Raw genomic sequence first — 19,548 nt, 5'->3', positions numbered from 1 at the left:
GGAGTGGTAGCCTCCGCGCAGGAACAGGAGGCGAACATGTGGCGATATGTGGCGGGCGGGGCGGCGGCGTTGGCGGTGGTGGCAGCGGGGTGGTTGCTAGCGGGGAGCAGCGCGCGGCCCGACCCGGTGTTGCCGGCTCAGCCGCGATCGCTCCTAGCGGCGCAGGCTGGGACCGCAGCCGACCCACTGCCCGTCGCCGCACCCGAGGCGACCGAGCGATCACGCGAGCAGAAGCGGTTCGATCGCTTCGACAAGGATCGCGACGGCAAGGTCACGCGCGAGGAATACCTTGCGGCGCGCCGGAAAGCCTATGCGAAGCTCGACGTCGACCATGACGGGCGACTGTCGTTCGACGAATGGGCGGTGAAGGCGATGAGCAAGTTCGCCGGGGCCGACAAGGACTCGACCGGCGCGATGACGCCGGCCGAGTTCGCGACCACAGCAGTTACGCGAAAGCCGCAGGCTCGGGCGAAGTGTCCGCCGGCTCAGGCTCCGGAGGAGAGCTGATTCCAGATTCCATCGGCGATCCGAGCCACTGTGCGAGCGCGGCGCGGCCGCGATCGGTGTACATGCGCTTGCGATCGGTCTTCTTGGTGCGGCCGGGGATCGGCGGGAAGAGGCCGAAATTAACGTTCATCGGCTGATAGGTCTCGGACTCCGCCGCCCCCGTGATGTGCGCCAGCAGCGCGCCCAACGCGGTCGCGTAGGGCAGCGGGGCGAGCGTCTCGCCCTTCAGCTCGGCGGCGGCGAACTTGCCTGCCATGAGTCCGATCGAGGCGCTCTCGATATAGCCTTCGCAGCCGGTGATCTGGCCGGCGAAGCGGATGTTGGGACGCGATTTCAGCCGTAGCGTCTCGTCGAGCAGGTCGGGCGAGCGGATGAAGGTGTTGCGGTGGAGGCCGCCGAGGCGCGCAAACTCTGCGTTCTGGAGCCCCGGGATGGTGCGGAACAGGCGGACCTGATCGGCGTGCTTCAGCTTGGTCTGGAAGCCGACGATGTTCCACAGCGTGCCCTGCGCGTTGTCCTGGCGGAGCTGGACGACGGCATGCGGCCAGCGCCCGGTCTTGGGATCGTCGAGCCCGACCGGCTTCATCGGCCCGAACCGAAGCGTGTCGAAACCGCGTTCCGCCATCACCTCGATCGGCATGCAGCCGTCAAAATAGGGGGTGTCCTTTTCCCAGTCCTTGAACGGGGTCTTCTCGCCCTCGACCAGCCCGGTGTGGAAGGCGAGATATTCGTCCTTGGTCATCGGGCAGTTGATGTAATCCTTGGTCTCGCCCTTGTCCCAGCGGCTGGCGAACCAGGCGATGTCCATGTCGATCGAGTCGCGGTGCACGATCGGCGCGAGCGCGTCGAAGAATGCGAGCGCCTCCTTGCCGGTCGCTTCGCCGATACCTTCGGCGAGCGCGGGGGCGGTGAGCGGGCCGGTGGCGACGATGGCCGGCCCGTCGGGAAGCACGTCGACGCGTTCGCGGACCAGCGTGATGTTGGGATGGTCGGCGATCGCCTGCGTGACGCTGGCCGAGAAATTGTCGCGGTCGACCGCGAGTGCGGAGCCGGCGGGGACGCGGTGGAGGTCGGCCTGGCGCATGATCAGCGAGCCGAGCGTGCGCATCTCCTGATGCAGCAGCCCTACCGCGTTGCTCTCGGCGTCGTCGGACCGAAAACTGTTCGAGCAGACGAGCTCCGCGAGGCCGTCGGTCTGGTGCGCCGCGGTGCCTTCGCCCGAGCCGCGCATTTCTGAAAGGCGGACTTTGACGCCGGCTTCGGCCAGCTGCCAGGCGGCTTCGGATCCGGCGAGGCCGCCGCCGATGATGTGGATGTCGTGGGTCATGACGCCCAGATAGGCGCGCGCGCTTGTCCTGTCAGGCCCGCAATCCCACTTCGGCGCGATGAAGATCTATACCATCGGCTATGAAGCCACGACGATGACGGAGTTCCTGGCGGCGTTGACGCGGGCCGGGGTGAAGCGGGTGATCGACGTCCGCGCGCTGCCGCTGTCGCGACGGCCTGGGTTCTCGAAGACTTCGCTGGCGGCGTCGCTGGGCGAGGCGGGGATCGGTTATATCCATCTGAAGGCGCTGGGGACGCCCAAGCGCGGGCGCGATGCGGCGAAGAAGGGCGACGTCGCGACGCTGACCGCGGTGTATGACGAGCAGCTGGAACTGCCCGAGGCGCAGGCGCAGGCGGCGATCATGCTGGGGCTGGCGGCGGAGATGCCAAGTGCGCTGCTGTGTTACGAGCGGGACCCGTGCCATTGCCACCGGACGCTGTTGCTGGGGGCGGTGGGTGAGGGGTGTGAGGTTGTCGATTTGTATGCGTAGCGGGCGCTGATCGTCATCCCGGGCTTGTTCCGGCATCCATAGGTCCACGTACCCGAAAAAGGCCCGTGATTCCGCGGACAAGTGGACCCCGGAACAAGTCCGGCGTGACGGGAATGGTGGTCACAACCGTCCACATATCCACCCCGGCGGAGGCCGGGGCCCAGTTGGGTAGGCTTACCTGACGGAACGCCGTCCGCTGTAACGTAAGTCCGCCAACTGGGCCCCGGCCTTCGCCGGGGTGGAGATGAGTTTGGGACCTTCGCTCACCCCGCGCCGTCATCCCGGGCTTGACCCGGGACCCAGGGTTTCGGGCGATGCCGTTTGGGGCTCTGGGTCCTGACTTTCGTCAGGATGACGGAGGGAGCAGATAAAAAAACGGCCGCGGAGTGATCCGCGGCCGTTTGCCTTACTGGTCGAGGAAGCTGCGCATCTTCCGTGAGCGCGACGGGTGCTTCAGCTTTCGCAGCGCCTTCGCCTCGATCTGGCGGATGCGTTCGCGGGTCACGCTGAACTGCTGGCCGACTTCCTCGAGCGTGTGGTCGGTGTTCATGCCGATCCCGAAGCGCATGCGCAGCACGCGCTCCTCGCGCGGCGTCAGCGACGCGAGAACCCGCGTGACGGTCTCCTTGAGGTTCGCCTGGATCGCGGCATCGACCGGGATGATCGCGTTCTTGTCCTCGATGAAGTCGCCGAGATGCGAATCCTCCTCGTCGCCGATCGGCGTTTCGAGGGAGATCGGCTCCTTCGCGATCTTCATGACCTTCCGTACCTTTTCCAAAGGCATGGAGAGTCGTTCTGCCATTTCCTCCGGAGTCGGCTCGCGGCCCTGCTCGTGGAGGAACTGGCGGCTGGTGCGGACCAGCTTGTTGATCGTCTCGATCATGTGGACCGGGATACGGATGGTCCGCGCCTGGTCCGCGATCGAGCGCGTGATCGCCTGGCGGATCCACCAGGTCGCATAGGTCGAGAACTTGTAGCCGCGGCGATATTCGAACTTATCGACCGCCTTCATCAGGCCGATATTACCCTCCTGGATCAAATCCAGGAACTGCAGCCCGCGGTTGGTGTACTTCTTCGCGATCGAGATCACGAGGCGCAGGTTGGCCTCGACCATTTCCTTCTTGGCGATACGCGCCTCGCGCTCACCCTTCTGGACCATGTTGACGATCCGGCGGAACTCGGTGAGCGCCATGCCTGTCTGCTGCGCGATGTCGGCGATCTCGGCGCGGATGCGCTCGACGGCCTCGCCTTCGTTGGTGACGAACGCGGTCCATTTCTTGTCGAGCTTGCCGAGCGACGCGATCCAGTTCTCGTCGATCTCGTGGCCGATATAGCGATCGAGGAAGTCTTTCCGCGGGACCTTGTGACGCTCGGCGAGGCGCAGCATCTGGCCGCCCAGCGCGGTCAGGCGGCGGTTATAGGCATAGAGCTGGTCGACCAGATATTCGATCTTGGCGTTGTGGAACTGGACGCTCTCGACCTCGGCCGTGAGTTCTTCACGCAGCTTCTGGTACTTGCGCTCCTCGGCCGCGGGGAACTCGCCGCCGGCACCCATCGCGTCGACGCGGGCCTGCTGCAGCTTGCCGAACTTCTTGTAGAGCGCGGTGATGCTGGCGAAGCGCTCGAGCGCGATCGGCTTGAGCTGCTCTTCCATCTGCGCGAGGCTGAGGGTGTTGTCCTCTTCCTCGTCGTCGCTCGGGCGCGGGGTACGGCGCTCGCCGCCCTCCTCGTCCTCTTCGTCGGCAGAGGCCTCTTCGGGCTCGGCCTCTTCCTTGAACGACGGGCCGGCATTCTTCTCGGAAATCTCGCCGTCGCCCTCTTCCTCGCCGTCGGCGAGGTTCTCAGGGGACGGGTCCTTCGACAGCATCGCATCGAGATCCATGATCTCGCGCAGCTGCATCGTGCCCTCGTTGAGCGCGGTCGACCAGTCGATGATCGCGTTGAAGGTGATCGGCGATTCGCACAGGCCGAGAATCATGGTGTCGCGACCGGCCTCGATCCGCTTGGCGATCGCGATCTCTCCCTCGCGGCTGAGCAGCTCGACCGCGCCCATCTCGCGCAGGTACATCCGCACCGGATCGTCGGTGCGGTCGATCGTCTCTTTCTTCTTCTCGATCGCCGGACCGGTATCGGCCTCCGCATCGGCGGCCTCCGGCTCGTCGTCGTCTTCCTTGGCGGGCTCGGCTTCGCCGTCCTCGCCGGCTTCCTCGTTGTCGACGATGTTGATGCCCATTTCGGACAGCGCCGCGCTCATGTCCTCGATCTGGTCGGAGGACATCTCGCCCTGCGGCAGCGCTTCGTTGAGCTGATCATAGGTGATGTAGCCGCGCTTCTTGGCGCGGGCGATCACCTTCTTGATCGACGCATCGTTCATGTCGATCAACGGCGCATCGCCGGTTTCAACAGTTTCGGCGGGTTCCGCCATGTTCGCCTTAGCCATCAATCGCCCTCGGTACCCAACGCTCGGGCGTCTTCGTTCGACTGTACAAGATTTGCAAGTCGGACTTCCAACGCCTGTTTCTCTTTTACCAATGCCATCTGTCGCTCAAACGCGGCAGCAGAAAGAGTCACCTCTTCCTTGTTGACCATCGCTAACGCCGCATCGACCTCCGGTCGCGCCACCATGATCGCGATTGCTTCATCGAGATCGGATCGGACGCGGGCCGGATCGGCCGCTTTCTGCGTAAACGAAAATGGCGTCGTATCGGCTCTCAACAGGTCACTCACGACTGAATTGAAACCGTCCCTCGCCAATATGGTGAGAAGACGCGCGCTATCAAGCGTCTGCTCCTCAAGCGCAATATCGACGACGGCATCAAACAGGCGCCCAAGCTCGCCATTCATCGCAGGTAGCGAGCCCAATATCTCCATATGGCGCGTGACCTCGACCGGATGACGGAGGAGTCCGGCTAGTACCGGCTTCGCAAGTACGTGATCTATTCCCGTGATGCGGAATGCCTTCGCATCCTCGGTCACTGGCAGAGGCGGAGGCGTCCAGCCGCCCTTGGGGCGTTCGCCAAGGGGAGCAAAAGGAACGCGGACCGGTTTGAAATGCTCATAGAAGCGGTTCTTGAAGTCCGCCTGATATTCCTGCTTCACCGATCCGTCGGCGATACCGTCGGCGAGCTCGAACAACCGGCGCTTGAGGCCGGCACGCTGTTCGGGCGTGTCGAGCGCCTCGGCAGCGAGTTCGGAGGCCCAGAGGCGGTCGACAAGGGGCTCAGGCGCCTTCAGCAGCGCCTCGAACGCCTGCGGACCCTGGGTGCGGACGAGGTCATCGGGATCCTGGCCCTGCGGCAGCGTCACGAACGACAGGCTGCGGCCCGGCGCCAGCATCGGCAGCGCACGGTGCGCGGCGCGCAACGCCGCCTTCTGCCCGGCACCGTCGCCGTCGAAGCAAAGGATCGGCACGTCGACCATCCGCCACAGCCGTTCGAGCTGCGCCTCGGTCAGCGCGGTGCCGAGCGGCGCGACCGCTTCGCCGAACCCCGCTTGGGCCAGCGCGATCACGTCCATGTACCCCTCTACCACCAGCACGCGGCCCGATTTCCGCGCGGCAGGGGCGGCGCGGTCGAGATTGTAGAGCGTGCGCCCCTTGTCGAAGAGCGGGGTGTCAGGAGAGTTGAGGTATTTGGGCTCGCCACCGTCGAGCACGCGGCCGCCGAACGCGATAACCCGGCCGCGCGGGTCGCGAATCGGGATCATCAACCGGCCGCGGAAACGGTCGTACGGGTCCTTGCCCTCGACGCTGATCAGCATGCCGGATTCGACCAGCATCGGGTCGCCATACTCCTTCAGCGCGGCCTTCAGCTTGCCGCGGCTGTCGGGCGCGAACCCCATGCCGAAGGTACGCGCGGTCTCGGCGGAGATGCCGCGCTTGTCGAGCAGCGCGCGGGCCTCGGTGCCGGACAGGCCGTGCAGCTGTTCGGTGAACCAGGTGGCGGCGTCGGCCATCACCTCGTGCAGCCCCTTGGCGCGCTCGGCGCGTTCGGTCGAGGCGCGGTCCTGTTCGGGCATGTCGAGCCCCGCGGCCTGCGCGAGTTCCTTGACCGCATCGATGAAGGGGAGCCCGCGCTGGTCGGTCATCCAGCGGATCGCGTCACCATGCGCCGAGCAGCCGAAGCAGTGGTAGAAGCCCTTGTCGTCGTTGACGTAGAAGCTCGGCGTCTTCTCGTTGTGGAACGGGCAGCAGCCTTTGGACTCGCGACCGGCCTTGGTGAGCTTGACGGTCTTCGCGATCAGCGAGGTCAGCGAGGTGCGGGCTCTGAGCTCATCGAGGAATTGCGGGGTGAGGCTCATTCGCGCGCATATAGCCCAACGTGGCGTTTTGGGGGAGAGCGCATTGCTTCGGAAGAAGGTTTTGTTCGCGCGGAGGCGCGGAGGACGCGGAGGCGCCGCGGTTGCCGCGGAGCGAGGGGATGACGCTTATCTGCTCCCCCTCCCGCTTGCGGGAGGGGGCTGGGGGGTGGGCTCGCGCTCAAGATCACGCGCCGCGGTCAAGATCGTCTCCAGCACGCCGTCCATGTTGCTCGTCAGATCATTGTTCCAGAAGCGTATTACGCGGTAGCCGGCCGTTTCGATCGCGCGAGTACGGGTGGCATCATAGTCGACCGCGTCGGCATGCTGGCTGCCGTCGAGCTCGACGACCAGCCGGTGCGATCTACAGGCGAAGTCCGCCTTGTAGCCGGCGATGGGGAGTTGCCTCGTGAACTTCAAACCGTCGAGTTGGCTGCCTTTTAACCGCCGCCACAGCATCGCTTCGTGCAGAGTAGAATTATTTCGGAGCGCGCGGGCCTCCTCGGTCGGTCGGCCCAGCCGAAAGCGCGGGCCCACCCCTCGGTCCCCTCCCGCTTGCGGGAGGGGAGGCAGAAGAGGGGCGGCTTTGGTCATTTACGAAAGCGCAGCCTTCACCAGCCCGCTGGCCTTGCTCATATCCAACTCGCTCGCATGCCGCGCCTTAAGCTCCGCCATCACCCGCCCCATGTCCTTCATCCCCGCAGCCCCCAGTTCCGCCTTGATCGCCTCGATCGCCGCGCTGGTCTCCGCTTCGCTCATCTGCTGCGGCAGGAAGCGTTCGATCACCGCGACCTCGGCGGTCTCCGCATCGGCGAGTTCCTGGCGGCCGCCCTTGGTGAACATGTCGATCGATTCCCGGCGCTGCTTGACCATCTTCTGCAGCACTTCGATCACCAGCGCGTCGTCGTTCTCCGGCGCCTTGCCGGTCCGCGCCTCGATGTCGCGGTTCTTGATCGCGGACTGGATCAGGCTGACCGCGTTGCGGGTCTCCTTGTCGCCGGCCTTCATCGCGGTGATCTGGGCGGCCTTGATGTCGTCGCGAATCATGTACTGGTCTTTCAGGCAGTTCGGTGTCGCCGGTTCCGATAGCGTAACGACGCCGGGTTTAACAGATTGACGCTCCGGCGCAGGGGGCTTAGCGGACGCGGCTTAGCGACATCATCGAGTTTTCGGAGTGCCCAGCCTCATGGCCGACACCAAGCCTATCGTCATGCCTGAAGGCGCCACGGGCGTCCTGGTCCTCGCCAGCGGCGACGTGATCTGGGGACGCGGGTTCGGCGCCGAAGGTACCGCGGTCGGCGAAGTGTGCTTCCATACCGCGATGACCGGGTATCAGGAGGTCCTGACCGATCCGTCCTTCGCGGGGCAGATGATCTGCTTCACCTTCCCGCACATCGGCAACGTCGGCGCGAACCCCGACGACGTCGAGGCCGACGATCCCCATGCGCTCGGCATCATCGTCCGCGAGGACGTCACCGGGCCGAGCAATTTCCGCGCGGTCGAGAACCTCGACGGCTGGATGAAGCGGCATGCGCGGATCGGACTGTCGGGCGTGGATACGCGCGCACTGACACGGCGCATCCGGGTGGGCGGCGCGCCAAATGGGGTGATCGCGCATTCGGCTTCGGGGGCGTTCGATATTGCTGCGCTGCTGGAGATGGCGCGCGGCTGGCCGGGGCTGGAGGGCATGGACCTCGCCAAGGCGGTATCGACCGAGACGCATTATGGCTGGGGCGCCGACGCTCCTGGTGGCGTCTGGAAGCTGGGCTTCGGCTATGCGGACTCCCCCTCCCGCCTGCGGGAGGGGCTAGGGGAGGGCTTGGCCGATAGCGATGGCGCCGGTGGACACGCCCTCCCCCAACCCCTCCCGCAGGCGGGAGGGGAGCAGAAGCCCCATGTCGTCGCGATCGATTACGGCAGCAAACGCAACATCTTCCGCAACCTTGCTGACGCCGGCGCAAAGGTATCCGTGGTCCCCGCCACCGCGACCTTCGAGCAGGTGATGGCGCTCGAGCCCGACGGCATCTTCCTGTCGAACGGCCCCGGCGATCCCGCGGCGACCGGGGAATATGCGGTGCCGGTGATCCGACAGCTGCTCGACACCGGCAAGCCGCTGTTCGGCATCTGCCTGGGCCACCAGTTGCTCGCCCTCGCGGTCGGCGCGACCACCACCAAGATGTTCCAAGGCCACCGCGGCGCCAACCACCCGGTCAAGCGGCTGAGCGACGGGACGGTCGAGATCACCAGCATGAACCACGGCTTCGCAGTCGAACGCGACAGCCTACCGGCTAACGTCCGCGAGACGCATGTGTCGTTGTTCGACGGCTCGAACGCGGGGCTGGAACTGACCGACCGCAACGCGTTCAGCGTTCAATATCATCCCGAGGCGAGCCCAGGGCCGCAGGACAGCTTGTATCTGTTTGAAAAGTTCGTCGGATCGCTGGTTAGAACGGCATGATTCAAGCGATGCCACCACCGGCGGCTTATCATTGCGTCAAACCGGACGCGCCGGAAGCTGCCGGAGCAAAAATACTAGTCACCGTAAGTGGTGAGGTTGCGACGATGGCAGCATTTCTTACCGAAGCGAAAAAATGGCCCAGTTTCAAACTTGAGGCCGATGCCCGATCGAACGGCATTCGCTTCGTCCGCCTGACCGGTTCAAGTTCGACGCCGTACCGAGATATCGGTGGCCTGATCTACACTGCTCAGCCCCGGCAACTGACCGTCACGATGAATTCTGAGCCGCCAATCTGCGGTATGGAAGAAAACTAATGCCAAAACGCACCGACATCTCCTCGATCCTCGTCATCGGCGCAGGACCCATCGTCATCGGCCAGGCGTGCGAGTTCGATTATTCGGGCACGCAGGCGATCAAGGCGTTGAAGGAGGAGGGCTATCGCATCGTCCTGGTCAATTCGAACCCCGCGACGATCATGACCGATCCGGAACTGGCCGACGCGACCTATGTCGAGCCGATCACGCCCGAGATCGTCCGAAAGATCATCATCAAGGAGCGGCCCGACGCGGTGCTGCCGACGATGGGTGGGCAGACCGCGCTCAACACTGCGCTGGCGCTGTTCAACGACGGCACGCTGGCCGAGTTCGGCGTGCAGATGATCGGTGCGGATGCCGAGGCGATCGACAAGGCCGAGGATCGGCTGAAGTTTCGCGATGCGATGGACAAGATCGGGCTGGAAAGCGCGCGCTCACGGATCGCGCATACGCTGGCGGAGGGGATCGAGGCGCTCGAGTTCACCGGGCTGCCCGCGATCATCCGGCCGAGCTTCACGATGGGCGGCAGCGGCGGCGGCATCGCCTACAACCGCGACGAGTTCATGGCGATCGTCGCCACCGGGCTCGACGCGTCGCCGACCACCGAGGTGCTGATCGAGGAATCGCTGCTCGGGTGGAAGGAATATGAGATGGAGGTCGTCCGGGACCGGAACGACAACTGCATCATCATCTGCTCGATCGAGAACGTCGATCCGATGGGCGTCCATACCGGCGACTCCATCACGGTCGCGCCGGCGCTGACGCTGACCGACAAGGAATACCAGATCATGCGCAACGCATCGATCGCGGTGTTGCGCGAAATCGGTGTTGAAACAGGCGGTTCGAACGTCCAGTTCGCAGTCAATCCGAAGGACGGCCGGCTCGTCGTTATCGAGATGAACCCGCGCGTGTCGCGGTCGTCGGCGCTGGCATCGAAGGCGACCGGCTTCCCGATCGCGAAGGTCGCGGCGAAGCTGGCGGTCGGCTACACGCTCGACGAGATCACCAACGACATCACCGGCGCTACCCCTGCGAGCTTCGAGCCGACGATCGACTACGTCGTTACCAAGATCCCGCGGTTCGCGTTCGAGAAGTTCAAGGGCGCCGACAATTTGCTCGGCACCGCGATGAAGTCGGTCGGTGAGGTCATGGCGATCGGCCGGTCGATCCATGAATCGATGCAGAAGGCGTTGCGCGGGCTGGAGACCGGGCTGTCGGGCTTCAACAACGTCGAGCATCTGGCCGGCGCACCCCGCGGCGAGATCGAGGCGGCGCTGGCTCTGCCGACGCCCGACCGGTTGCTGGTCGCGGCGCAGGCGTTGCGCGAGGGCTTCACGGTCGCCGAGATCCACGCGATCACCTTCTACGATCCGTGGTTCCTCGAGCGGATCGCCGAGATCATCGCGGCCGAGGCCGAGGTGATGCAGGACGGCCTGCCGATCGACGCGCCCGGCATGCGCCGGTTGAAGGCGATGGGGTTCAGCGACAAGCGGCTCGCCTGGCTCGCACTGCAATCCGCCAACCTGCGCGGGATGAGCCGTGGCATCGCGCGCGGATCGGGGCTGGTGCACGAGGTAGTCAAGGCGATGACCGGCGGCGTCACCGAGGACGAAGTCCGCGCCCACCGGCTCAAGCTGGGCGTGCGCCCGGTGTTCAAGCGGATCGACACCTGCGCGGCCGAGTTCGATGCCAAGACACCGTATATGTATTCGACCTACGAGGCGCCGTCGTTCGGCGAACCGGAGAGCGAGAGCGAGCCGACCGATCGCCGCAAGATCGTCATCCTCGGCGGCGGGCCGAACCGGATCGGGCAGGGGATCGAGTTCGATTATTGCTGCTGCCATGCCTGCTTCGCGCTTGCCGACGCGGGCTATGAGACGATCATGGTCAACTGCAACCCGGAGACGGTGTCGACCGACTACGACACCTCGGACCGGCTGTATTTCGAGCCGCTGACCGCCGAGGACGTGCTGGAGATCCTTCACGCGGAGCAGCAGAACGGGGAGCTGGTCGGCGTGATCGTGCAGTTCGGCGGGCAGACCCCGCTGAACCTGGCGCGCGCGCTGGAGGCGGCGGGGATCCCGATCCTGGGGACGACGCCCGACGCGATCGACCTGGCGGAGGACCGCGAGCGGTTCGCCGCGCTTATCACCAAGCTCGGCCTGCGCCAGCCTGCCAACGGCCTCGCGCGCAGCCGCGACGAGGCGGTCGCGGCGGCCGAGCGGATCGGTTATCCGGTGCTGATGCGGCCGAGCTATGTGCTCGGCGGCCGGGCGATGGAGATCGTCGATACGCTCGGGCAACTCGACAACTACATCGCGACCGCGGTGCAGGTGTCGGGCGATTCGCCGGTGTTGATCGACCAGTATCTGCGCGACGCGATCGAGGTCGATGTCGATGCGATCTGCGACGGCACCGACGTGGTGGTCGCTGGCGTGCTGCAGCATATCGAGGAAGCCGGCGTCCATTCGGGCGACAGCGCCTGTTCGATCCCGCCTTACTCGCTGTCGGCGGAGATCATCGCCGAGATCGAGCGGCAGACCGTCGCGCTCGCGCATGCGCTATCGGTGGTCGGGCTGATGAACATCCAGTTCGCGGTTAAGGACGGCTTGGTCTATCTGATCGAGGTCAATCCGCGCGCGTCGCGGACCGTGCCGTTCGTCGCCAAGGCGATCGGCGTCCCGATTGCCAAGATCGCATCGCGCGTGATGGCGGGCGAGAAGCTTGCCGACCTGCCGCCGATCGACCGGCACATCGATTATTACGCGGTCAAGGAGGCGGTCTTCCCCTTCAACCGCTTCCCCGGAGTCGATCCGGTGCTGTCACCGGAAATGAAGTCCACCGGCGAAGTCATGGGAATCGATCCCGATTTCACGCTTGCGTTCGCCAAGGCGCAGCTCGGGGCTTCGACCATCCTGCCCAAGAACGGCACGGTGTTCGTCAGCGTTAAGGACGGCGACAAGACGATGATCGTCGAGGCGGTGAAGGCGCTGGTCGAGACCGGCTTCACGATCGTCGCGACCGCGGGAACGGCGGATCACCTGCAGCGCGCCGGCCTGCCGGTCGAGCGCGTCAACAAGGTGGCGCAGGGGCGACCGCACATCGTCGACCGCATCAAGGACGGCGAGATCGCGCTGATCTTCAACACCACCGAGGGGTGGCAGTCGCTTAGGGATTCGCAGCCGATCCGGGCTTCGGCGCTGAAACAGCGGATTCCGTACTTCACCACCGCACCCGCGGCACTGGAGGCGGCGAAGGCGATCAAGGCGCTGACGACACGCAGCCTTGAAGTACGGCCGTTGCAATCCTATTATTCGCAGTCGCACACCTGATCACGACATAATTGCGAGTGGTGCGGGCGGATCCTGACGGGTCCGCTCGGGAAATGGAATTTGGGGACGAAGACATGGCGACCGTCGAAAAGATGCCGATGCTGCAGGAAGGCTATGAGACGCTGAATGCGGATCTCAAGCGCCTGAAAGCCGAACGTCCGACGATCGTCGACGCGATCGAGGAAGCGCGTGCGCATGGCGACCTGAGCGAGAACGCGGAATATCATGCCGCCAAGGAGCGCCAGGGCCAGGTCGAGGCGTCGATCTCGGACATCGAGGACAAGCTGTCGCGCGCGCAGATCATCGATCCGAAGGACCTGTCGGGCGACAAGGTGGTGTTCGGCGCGACCGTCACGCTGCTCGACGAGAACGACAAGCCGGTGAAGTACCAGATCGTCGGCCAGACCGAGGCGAACGCCAAGTCGGGCCGCATCTCGTACAATTCGCCGCTGGGCCGCGGGCTGATCGGGCGGAAGCTCGATGAAGAGGTCGAGGTGACAGTGCCGTCGGGCGATCGCTATTACGTCGTGTCGAAGATCGAATTTATCTGACCATGGCGTTCCTGGAGGCGCGGACGACGGCGATCTTGACGATCGCGACGCTGGTCGCCTCGGGAGCGATCCTGCTGACCGGATCGCTGCCCTGGTGGGCGGTGAATGCCGGATTCATTCCGTTGCGGGTCGATGCGGCGTTCGCGGCGTCGGCGCATGCGTTTGCGGTGCCGGTGTGGGCGACGCCGCTGACCGCGACGCTGATCCATGGCGGCTTGGCGCATGTGGCGCTCAACATGGTGATGCTGGCGTTTTGCGGGATTGCGGTTGAACGCGCGATTGGATCGGTCGGCGTCGTCGTACTGTATCTGATCGGTGCTTATGCCGCGGCGCTGGGCCATTTCGCGTTCGGACCGCATTCGGTCGCGCCGATGATCGGCGCTAGTGGCGCGATCTCGGCGATCGTTGGTGCGTATTCGCTGTTGTACGGCGAGCGGCAGGCGAAGGCGATCGGGCCGGTGCCGGCAGGCGTCGTGCACGTCGCGTGGCTGGCCGCGGCGTGGATCGGGATCCAGCTGCTGACCGGGCTTGCGGGATTTGGCGGCGGGGCTGCGATTGCGATCGGTGCGCATATCGGGGGGTTCGTCGCGGGACTGATTCTGGCGCGGCCGTTGTTGTTGTGGCGGTATCGGGCGGCTTAGTCCTTAGGACGCCGATCCTGTCCACTCCGTCATCCCGGGCTCGTCCCGGGATCCAGAGCCACCAACGCCAGCGCCCGTAACCCTGGATGCCGGGACGAGCCCGGCATGACGGGGGTGGGGCCGGCGATGGCTCCACCTCTGCTAGCCTAGACCGTCGGTTGCGCCGACAGGCTTGGCTCCATCAGCCGGTGGAGGTGGACGACGACGAATTTCATCTCGGCATCGTCGACAGTACGCTGCGCTGCAGCGCGCCAGGCCTTCTCGGCGCTGGGGTAGTCCGGGAACACGCCGACGAACTCGATCGCGTCGAGATCGTTGAAGTCCAGCGTGCGGGGATCGGCCACGCGGCCGCCGAATACGAGGTGGAGCTTGCTCATGCGCCTGCTTTCCTGGTTGAGGGTCGCAGGGCTCCTAGCGCGTCCGGCGGCCCGATTATAGCCTTAGCCGTCGGCGTTTTGCTTGGCGCCCTTCGCGGCTGCAGCACCGGCGGTCGAGACCGCCTGGACGACACCCTCGACCAGGCCACGGACCTGTTCGCGCGCGCCGTCCTTGGTCAGGCCGCGCGTTTCGAGCTCGGCCTGACCGGCTTCGCGCGCTGCCTGGACGGCGGATCGGGCCGTATCGCTGATCCGCTGGCCAACCGGGGCAAGCAGTTCCTTCTCGCGCTGCGACCGCGGCAGCAGAGCGCCTGCGATCAGGCCGACGGCCAGACCGCCGACGAGAATGCCGACCGGGCTGGATTCTAGGCCGTGCACAGCGTCCGACGCCTTGTCGACACCGGTATGATAGGCGTTCGAGACGGTTTCGCGTGCGGTGTCGAGACCATCGCGCAGACGGGTGGTCGTGTCATGTGCGTTGGTGTCGTGGTCGGTGGTGTTGGGCATGATGCTGTCCTTTGTGCGCGGAGGCATGAATGGAATGATCAGTGTCTAGAGAATGCCGTCTGGATCGATCTGGTCGCGCGACTTGCGGCGGAACAGCGCGGCGATCCGGTGGCGGGCCAGGAACAGCCCGGCGAGCGCGGTCGCGCCAGCCACGGTCCCGGGATTGCGCTTCAGGGTATGCGCGCCGCGATCGGCGATCACCGATCCCGCCTCGGTCATCTCGCGCGCGGCCTTGCGGGCGAGGGTGCGCGGGTTCAGCCGCTCCTGTAGTTGGCCCAGCGTCTCGGTCACCCGGTCACGGGCCTGCTGGCGCTCGAGTTCGGCCTGCGCGACGGAAATAGGGTCGGTCATGGCTCTATTCCCGTGGCAGGCGTCAGCTTCGATTTACCGATCAAGCCGAGGATAACGGCAAGTGCCATCACCACGCCGACGACGATCAGCGTCGCCCAGCCCGGGCCGACCAGCGGCGTCAGCGTCATGATCGCGCCAACCAGCAGCGCGATCAGGGCGGCAAGCGCCAACACGGCCGCGACGACGAAGAACACCGCCGCGGTCTTGTACGCCGCCAGCGTGATCCCGAACTTCGCCTTGTAGACCGCGATCTCCGCACCGGCGAGCGCACGCGTCTCGCCGGCGAGACGCGTCACCATCGCGGGCAGCGTCTCCGCTTCGTCGGTCAGGAACGGTACGGGATCGGGCAACGGATCAGTTCCCCGAGGTCGGCGTGGTGTCGAGACCCGACTGGATCAGACGCGCCACGACGAAGCCGAGTGCGGCGGCAGCGCCGATCGCGATCCCGGGGCTCTTGCGCACCAGTTCGCGGGCGTCGTCGACGAGCTCGTCGATGTCCTTCGCCTTGACCTGGTCCGAGAAGCCGGTGACCGAGCTGGCGGCGTTGCGGGCATAGCCGCCATATTGCGCGCCGAGCTTCTCGTCGACCTGTGCGGCCGCGTCGTTCAGCAGCTGCGCGAGCTGGTCCAGCGCGCCGCCGGCCTTGGCCTTGCCGTCCTCGGCGAACAGGCGCGCCTTGTCGGCAGCCTGCGTACCGTAATTGCCGACGGCGTCCTTGATCGCGGTCTTGGCATCACCGGTCGCTTCGGCGATCGGAGCGCCGTCATTGTCGATCGTCGCGCCCTTTGCCGGCGCGGCCTGCTTGAAATCGTCCTGAGCGGAGATGTCGTTGTCACTCATGGGCTTTGCGGAGTCTGGCATGACAATCCCTTTCGTATAAACCGTTACGGCCTCAACCCCGTCGCCCGATACACGTTCCCTGTCGCGGCCATTATCGTGGCCGTGACGGTGGTACGATTGCCCGATTAGGCGCGAGGCGATAAAGCCCGGGCCGACGGCCCGATCGGCCGAAAGCGTAGGAGCCTGCTCACGTGACTGCAATCATCGACATCCATGCCCGTCAGATCCTCGACAGCCGTGGCAACCCCACGGTCGAGGTCGACGTGCTGCTCGAGGATGGCAGCTTCGGCCGTGCGGCGGTGCCGTCGGGCGCATCGACCGGCGCGCACGAGGCGGTCGAGCGCCGCGACGGCGACAAGAGCCGCTGGGGCGGCAAGGGCGTCGACCAGGCGGTCGAGGCGGTCAACGAAGAGATTACGGATACCGTGCTGGGCATGGATGCCGAGGACCAGGCCGATCTCGACCGCGCGATGATCGAGCTCGACGGGACCGACAACAAGGGCCGGCTGGGCGCCAACGCGATCCTTGGCGTCAGCCTGGCGGTGGCGAAGGCGGCTGCCGAGGCGCGCGGGCTGCCGCTGTACCGCTATGTCGGCGGCGTGCAGGCGCATCTGCTGCCGGTGCCGATGATGAACATCATCAACGGCGGCGAGCATGCCGACAACCCGATCGATTTCCAGGAATTCATGATCGTGCCGGTCGGCGCGACCAACATCGTCGAGGCGGTGCGCTGCGGCTCGGAGATCTTCCACACGCTGAAGAAGGGCCTGCACGACAAGGGCCTGTCGACCAGCGTCGGCGACGAAGGCGGCTTCGCACCGAACATCGGCAGCACCACCGAGGCGCTCGACTTCATCATGTCGAGCGTCGAGAAGGCGGGCTACACGCCCGGCGAGGACGTGATGCTCGCGCTCGATTGCGCCGCGACCGAGTTCTACAAGAACGGCAAGTACGACATCTCGGGCGAGGGCAAGATCCTCGACAGCCACGCGATGGCCGAATACCTCGCCGACCTGACGCGCCGCTATCCGATCTTCTCGATCGAGGACGGCATGGCCGAGGACGATTGGGAGGGCTGGAAGGCGCTGACCGACATGATCGGCGACAAGGTTCAGCTGGTCGGCGACGACCTGTTCGTGACCAACCCGGTCCGCCTGAAGCGCGGCATCGACGGCGGCATCGCCAACTCGCTGCTGGTCAAGGTCAACCAGATCGGCACGTTGACCGAGACGCTGGAGGCGGTGTCGATGGCGCAGCGCGCGCGCTATACCGCGGTGATGAGCCATCGCTCGGGCGAGACCGAAGACGCGACCATCGCCGACCTCGCGGTCGCGACCAATTGCGGGCAGATCAAGACCGGCAGCCTCGCGCGCAGCGACCGGCTCGCCAAGTACAACCAGCTGATCCGCATCGAGGAAGAGCTGGGCGACGCCGCGCGCTATGCGGGGCGCAGCATCCTGATCGGGGGCTGACCCCGGGAGACCGGAACGAGGACTGGGAATGGCACGCGCGACGAAGAGCTCGAAATTCCGCAAGACGATGCGCAAGGCGGTATGGCCTGCGGTCGGCCTGACGCTGATGGCGTTCTTCGGCGCGTATGCCGTGCTCGGCCCGAACGGGATGTTCGCGTACGGCGACTACAAGCGACAGCTGGCGGTGCGCGAGAAGAACTACGCCGCGCTCGACCGCAAGCGCGAGGTACTGAAGAACCGGGTGGCCTTGCTCAATCCGGATCATGCGAACCCGGACATGGTCGACGAGATGGTGCGAAAAGAACTGAACGTCGCGCATCCCGACGAGGTGATCGTACCGCTAGGGAACTGAAGCTCACCACCACCGAGCATAGGCGGGGCACGCGAACACCGTCTGCGGTCCGGAACGCCGGGCACGGGCGGGAATCCATACCCGGACGGCCTCGTAACTGGCCTGGCGTTTGAGCGAGACGCAATAGGGCCAGGGTCTCCGAAGCCGCCCTGCCGCCGTCAGGACGTCGTAGTCGCGCGTTGATATCCAGATCTGGTCGTACTGTCCTTCAGAACCGATCCCGAGAAGGGGGCTGCCCTTGGCCAATCCTACTGAGCGGACCGGGAAGGCGACGGCAACGACGGGTTCGCGTGACCGCCAGAACAAGACGGTGTCGAGAAGCAGGTAGGCGACCGTGTTTCCAACGATGGCTCCGCAGAAGAACCCGAAGGCGCCGTAGATCATGCGCGTCGTGCAGGGGCGCGTCTTGATCTTGTGGCGCCCAATCGCCGCCTCCACGGCACCGATCGTCACCCCGATCCGGAGCCCTACCATGCCACCAAGCGTCACTACCGCAACGACGAACAAGGGGTTGATCGTCGAAACGATGATGGTCGAGGTCACGTTTATCGTCACGACCCACGCTACGAAGACTGTAGCCGTAACTCCGATCGCGCCCCGATAGGCTCTCCGGGACGGCAATCGCCTGGCCCGATACGGCGGCGTGTTCGGTATCGCGGTCATCGGCTTGGTGTGCGCGGGACCGGTAAAGATTTCTTGCGCAGCGTGATGTTGGATCGCCGCTTTGTCATCCCGTGATTGACCCGGGACCCAGGGTTACGGGCGTTGGCGTCCGTAACCCTGGGTCCTGACTTTCGGCAGGCTGACGAAGAGGAGCTTATCGTCCCAAGAATGTCAGCAGGTCATTGGTGAAACGGTCGCTCTCCGTCACGGTCAGGCCGTGCGGGGCGCCGTCGTATTCGACGAGCTGCGAGCCGGCGATGCCCTTGGCGGCGGCGCGGCCGGTGGGGTCGATGGGGACGGTCTTGTCGCTGGTGCCGTGGACGATCAGCGTGGGGACGCGGAACGCCGCTAGGTCGGCGCGGAAGTCCGTATGGCCGAACGATTCGGCGCAGGCGAGGGTCGGCTTCAGTCCGGCCTGCATCGCCAGGCGCCAGGCCCAGTCGACGACTTCGTCGCTGACCGGCGAGGTGATGAACCCGACGCCGAGGAACTGCTGCAGGAAGGTGCGGAAGAACGCCGGGCGGTCCTTCTTGATGCCGTCGCCGATGCTCCGCAGCTGCTCCTCGGGCACGCCGTGCGGGTTGTCCTCGGTCTTGAGCATGTACGGGACAACCGACGAGATCAGGCCGGCGGCGATGACGCCCTTGCCGTCGTGACGGCTCATGTAGCGTGCGACCTCGCCGCCGCCCATCGAGAACCCCACCAAGGTCGCTTCCTCGGTCGCGCCCGTCGCTTCGAGCACATCGGCAAGATCGTCGGTCAAGGTGTTGTAATCATAGCCGGTCCACGGCTGCCCCGAGCGCCCGAAGCCGCGGCGATCATAGGCGATCGCGCGGAAACCGGCTTCGGCGAGCGCCATCGCCTGCGCGTCCCAGCTGTCCGACGACAACGGCCAGCCGTGGATAAGGACGACCGGGCGTCCGCTGCCCCAATCCTTGACGTAAATGTCGGTACCGTCGCGGGTTTTTATATAGGGCATGCTGGCTCCGTCTCTTTGGAGTTGGTCGCTGGTTAACGGATGGCGATGGCCCGCGTTCCCGTGCTGGCGCTGCCGCCCGGCGTCTGCCAGC

21 protein-coding genes are annotated in these 19,548 nt (G+C 65.4%); 9 read left to right on the top strand and 12 right to left on the bottom strand.

Annotated features, from left to right (window positions below; all coding sequences use genetic code 11):
- Positions 1–36 precede the first annotated feature (36 nt).
- On the top strand, positions 37–507 hold the full coding sequence (locus SJY20_RS11025; protein WP_380786972.1) for an EF-hand domain-containing protein: 471 nt from the start codon (positions 37–39) through the stop codon (positions 505–507).
- On the opposite strand, the gene trmFO is transcribed toward SJY20_RS11025, so the two are convergent.
- A complete protein-coding gene (trmFO, locus tag SJY20_RS11020) occupies positions 446–1,834 on the bottom strand; it encodes a methylenetetrahydrofolate--tRNA-(uracil(54)-C(5))-methyltransferase (FADH(2)-oxidizing) TrmFO (protein WP_380786971.1) in 1,389 nt (462 codons plus the stop codon). The two genes, SJY20_RS11025 and trmFO, sit on opposite strands and share 62 nt — an antisense overlap.
- Before the next feature lie 58 nt (positions 1,835–1,892).
- Here trmFO and SJY20_RS11015 point away from each other — a divergent pair, with 58 nt between their 5' ends.
- Positions 1,893–2,324, top strand: coding sequence for a DUF488 family protein (locus SJY20_RS11015; protein ID WP_380786970.1), 432 nt, complete (start codon positions 1,893–1,895; stop codon positions 2,322–2,324).
- Between the two features lie 406 nt (positions 2,325–2,730).
- Here the strand turns inward: SJY20_RS11015 and rpoD are convergent, their stop codons facing one another.
- The 4 genes from rpoD to SJY20_RS10995 form a co-directional block, all read right to left on the bottom strand.
- Positions 2,731–4,764: an RNA polymerase sigma factor RpoD gene (gene rpoD, locus SJY20_RS11010; protein ID WP_380786968.1), complete on the bottom strand. Its 2,034-nt coding sequence runs from the start codon at positions 4,762–4,764 to the stop codon at positions 2,731–2,733.
- The gene (gene dnaG, locus SJY20_RS11005) at positions 4,764–6,623 is read right to left on the bottom strand and encodes a DNA primase (protein WP_380786966.1); all 1,860 of its coding nucleotides are present in this window, start codon (positions 6,621–6,623) and stop codon (positions 4,764–4,766) included. The genes rpoD and dnaG overlap by 1 nt, the downstream gene beginning before the upstream one ends.
- A gap of 126 nt (positions 6,624–6,749) precedes the next feature.
- The gene (locus tag SJY20_RS11000; RefSeq protein ID WP_380786964.1) at positions 6,750–7,214 is read right to left on the bottom strand and encodes an endonuclease domain-containing protein; all 465 of its coding nucleotides are present in this window, start codon (positions 7,212–7,214) and stop codon (positions 6,750–6,752) included.
- Complete coding sequence (locus SJY20_RS10995; protein WP_380786962.1) at positions 7,215–7,667, bottom strand: GatB/YqeY domain-containing protein; 453 nt, start codon at positions 7,665–7,667, stop codon at positions 7,215–7,217.
- A gap of 139 nt (positions 7,668–7,806) precedes the next feature.
- Here SJY20_RS10995 and carA point away from each other — a divergent pair, with 139 nt between their 5' ends.
- The 5 genes from carA to SJY20_RS10970 all read left to right on the top strand — a co-directional run bounded on the left by carA (position 7,807) and on the right by SJY20_RS10970 (position 13,916).
- Positions 7,807–9,078 carry a glutamine-hydrolyzing carbamoyl-phosphate synthase small subunit gene (gene carA / locus SJY20_RS10990; RefSeq protein WP_380786960.1) on the top strand — a complete coding sequence of 424 codons (1,272 nt, stop codon included), beginning with the start codon at positions 7,807–7,809 and terminating at the stop codon, positions 9,076–9,078.
- Positions 9,075–9,392 carry a hypothetical protein gene (locus tag SJY20_RS10985; RefSeq protein ID WP_380786958.1) on the top strand — a complete coding sequence of 106 codons (318 nt, stop codon included), beginning with the start codon at positions 9,075–9,077 and terminating at the stop codon, positions 9,390–9,392. Before carA ends, SJY20_RS10985 begins: the two co-directional genes overlap by 4 nt.
- Positions 9,392–12,724: a carbamoyl-phosphate synthase large subunit gene (gene carB / locus SJY20_RS10980; protein WP_380786956.1), complete on the top strand. Its 3,333-nt coding sequence runs from the start codon at positions 9,392–9,394 to the stop codon at positions 12,722–12,724. Before SJY20_RS10985 ends, carB begins: the two co-directional genes overlap by 1 nt.
- Before the next feature lie 74 nt (positions 12,725–12,798).
- On the top strand, positions 12,799–13,275 hold the full coding sequence (greA, locus tag SJY20_RS10975; RefSeq protein ID WP_380786954.1) for a transcription elongation factor GreA: 477 nt from the start codon (positions 12,799–12,801) through the stop codon (positions 13,273–13,275).
- Positions 13,276–13,277: 2 nt separating this feature from the next.
- Entirely contained in the window at positions 13,278–13,916 is a 639-nt protein-coding gene (locus SJY20_RS10970) for a rhomboid family intramembrane serine protease (protein ID WP_380786952.1), read from the top strand.
- A 146-nt stretch (positions 13,917–14,062) separates the two neighbouring features.
- On the opposite strand, the gene SJY20_RS10965 is transcribed toward SJY20_RS10970, so the two are convergent.
- The 5 genes from SJY20_RS10965 to SJY20_RS10945 form a co-directional block, all read right to left on the bottom strand.
- Positions 14,063–14,293, bottom strand: a complete 231-nt coding sequence (locus tag SJY20_RS10965) for a DUF4170 domain-containing protein (protein WP_380786951.1) — start codon at positions 14,291–14,293, stop codon at positions 14,063–14,065.
- A gap of 63 nt (positions 14,294–14,356) precedes the next feature.
- Positions 14,357–14,800 carry a hypothetical protein gene (locus tag SJY20_RS10960; RefSeq protein ID WP_380786949.1) on the bottom strand — a complete coding sequence of 148 codons (444 nt, stop codon included), beginning with the start codon at positions 14,798–14,800 and terminating at the stop codon, positions 14,357–14,359.
- 45 nt (positions 14,801–14,845) lie between these two features.
- The gene (locus tag SJY20_RS10955; RefSeq protein ID WP_380786947.1) at positions 14,846–15,151 is read right to left on the bottom strand and encodes a DUF3618 domain-containing protein; all 306 of its coding nucleotides are present in this window, start codon (positions 15,149–15,151) and stop codon (positions 14,846–14,848) included.
- Complete coding sequence (locus tag SJY20_RS10950) at positions 15,148–15,501, bottom strand: phage holin family protein (protein ID WP_380786945.1); 354 nt, start codon at positions 15,499–15,501, stop codon at positions 15,148–15,150. Before SJY20_RS10950 ends, SJY20_RS10955 begins: the two co-directional genes overlap by 4 nt.
- Positions 15,502–15,505: 4 nt before the next feature.
- Positions 15,506–15,991 carry a hypothetical protein gene (locus SJY20_RS10945; protein ID WP_380786943.1) on the bottom strand — a complete coding sequence of 162 codons (486 nt, stop codon included), beginning with the start codon at positions 15,989–15,991 and terminating at the stop codon, positions 15,506–15,508.
- A 191-nt stretch (positions 15,992–16,182) separates the two neighbouring features.
- Here SJY20_RS10945 and eno point away from each other — a divergent pair, with 191 nt between their 5' ends.
- On the top strand, positions 16,183–17,463 hold the full coding sequence (gene eno, locus SJY20_RS10940) for a phosphopyruvate hydratase (protein WP_380786941.1): 1,281 nt from the start codon (positions 16,183–16,185) through the stop codon (positions 17,461–17,463).
- Positions 17,464–17,491: 28 nt separating this feature from the next.
- On the top strand, positions 17,492–17,815 hold the full coding sequence (locus SJY20_RS10935) for a septum formation initiator family protein (RefSeq protein WP_380786939.1): 324 nt from the start codon (positions 17,492–17,494) through the stop codon (positions 17,813–17,815).
- A 3-nt stretch (positions 17,816–17,818) separates the two neighbouring features.
- Here the strand turns inward: SJY20_RS10935 and SJY20_RS10930 are convergent, their stop codons facing one another.
- Positions 17,819–18,358, bottom strand: a complete 540-nt coding sequence (locus SJY20_RS10930) for a hypothetical protein (protein ID WP_380786937.1) — start codon at positions 18,356–18,358, stop codon at positions 17,819–17,821.
- Positions 18,359–18,632: 274 nt separating this feature from the next.
- On the bottom strand, positions 18,633–19,457 hold the full coding sequence (locus tag SJY20_RS10925; RefSeq protein ID WP_380786935.1) for an alpha/beta fold hydrolase: 825 nt from the start codon (positions 19,455–19,457) through the stop codon (positions 18,633–18,635).
- Positions 19,458–19,548 lie beyond the last annotated feature (91 nt).

The sequence above is a fragment of the Sphingomonas sp. R86521 genome (assembly GCF_042466235.1).
Classification (GTDB): domain Bacteria; phylum Pseudomonadota; class Alphaproteobacteria; order Sphingomonadales; family Sphingomonadaceae; genus Sphingomonas.
The sequence above is the reverse complement of the archived record's forward strand: the minus strand, read 5'-3'. Positions and strand labels throughout refer to the sequence as shown.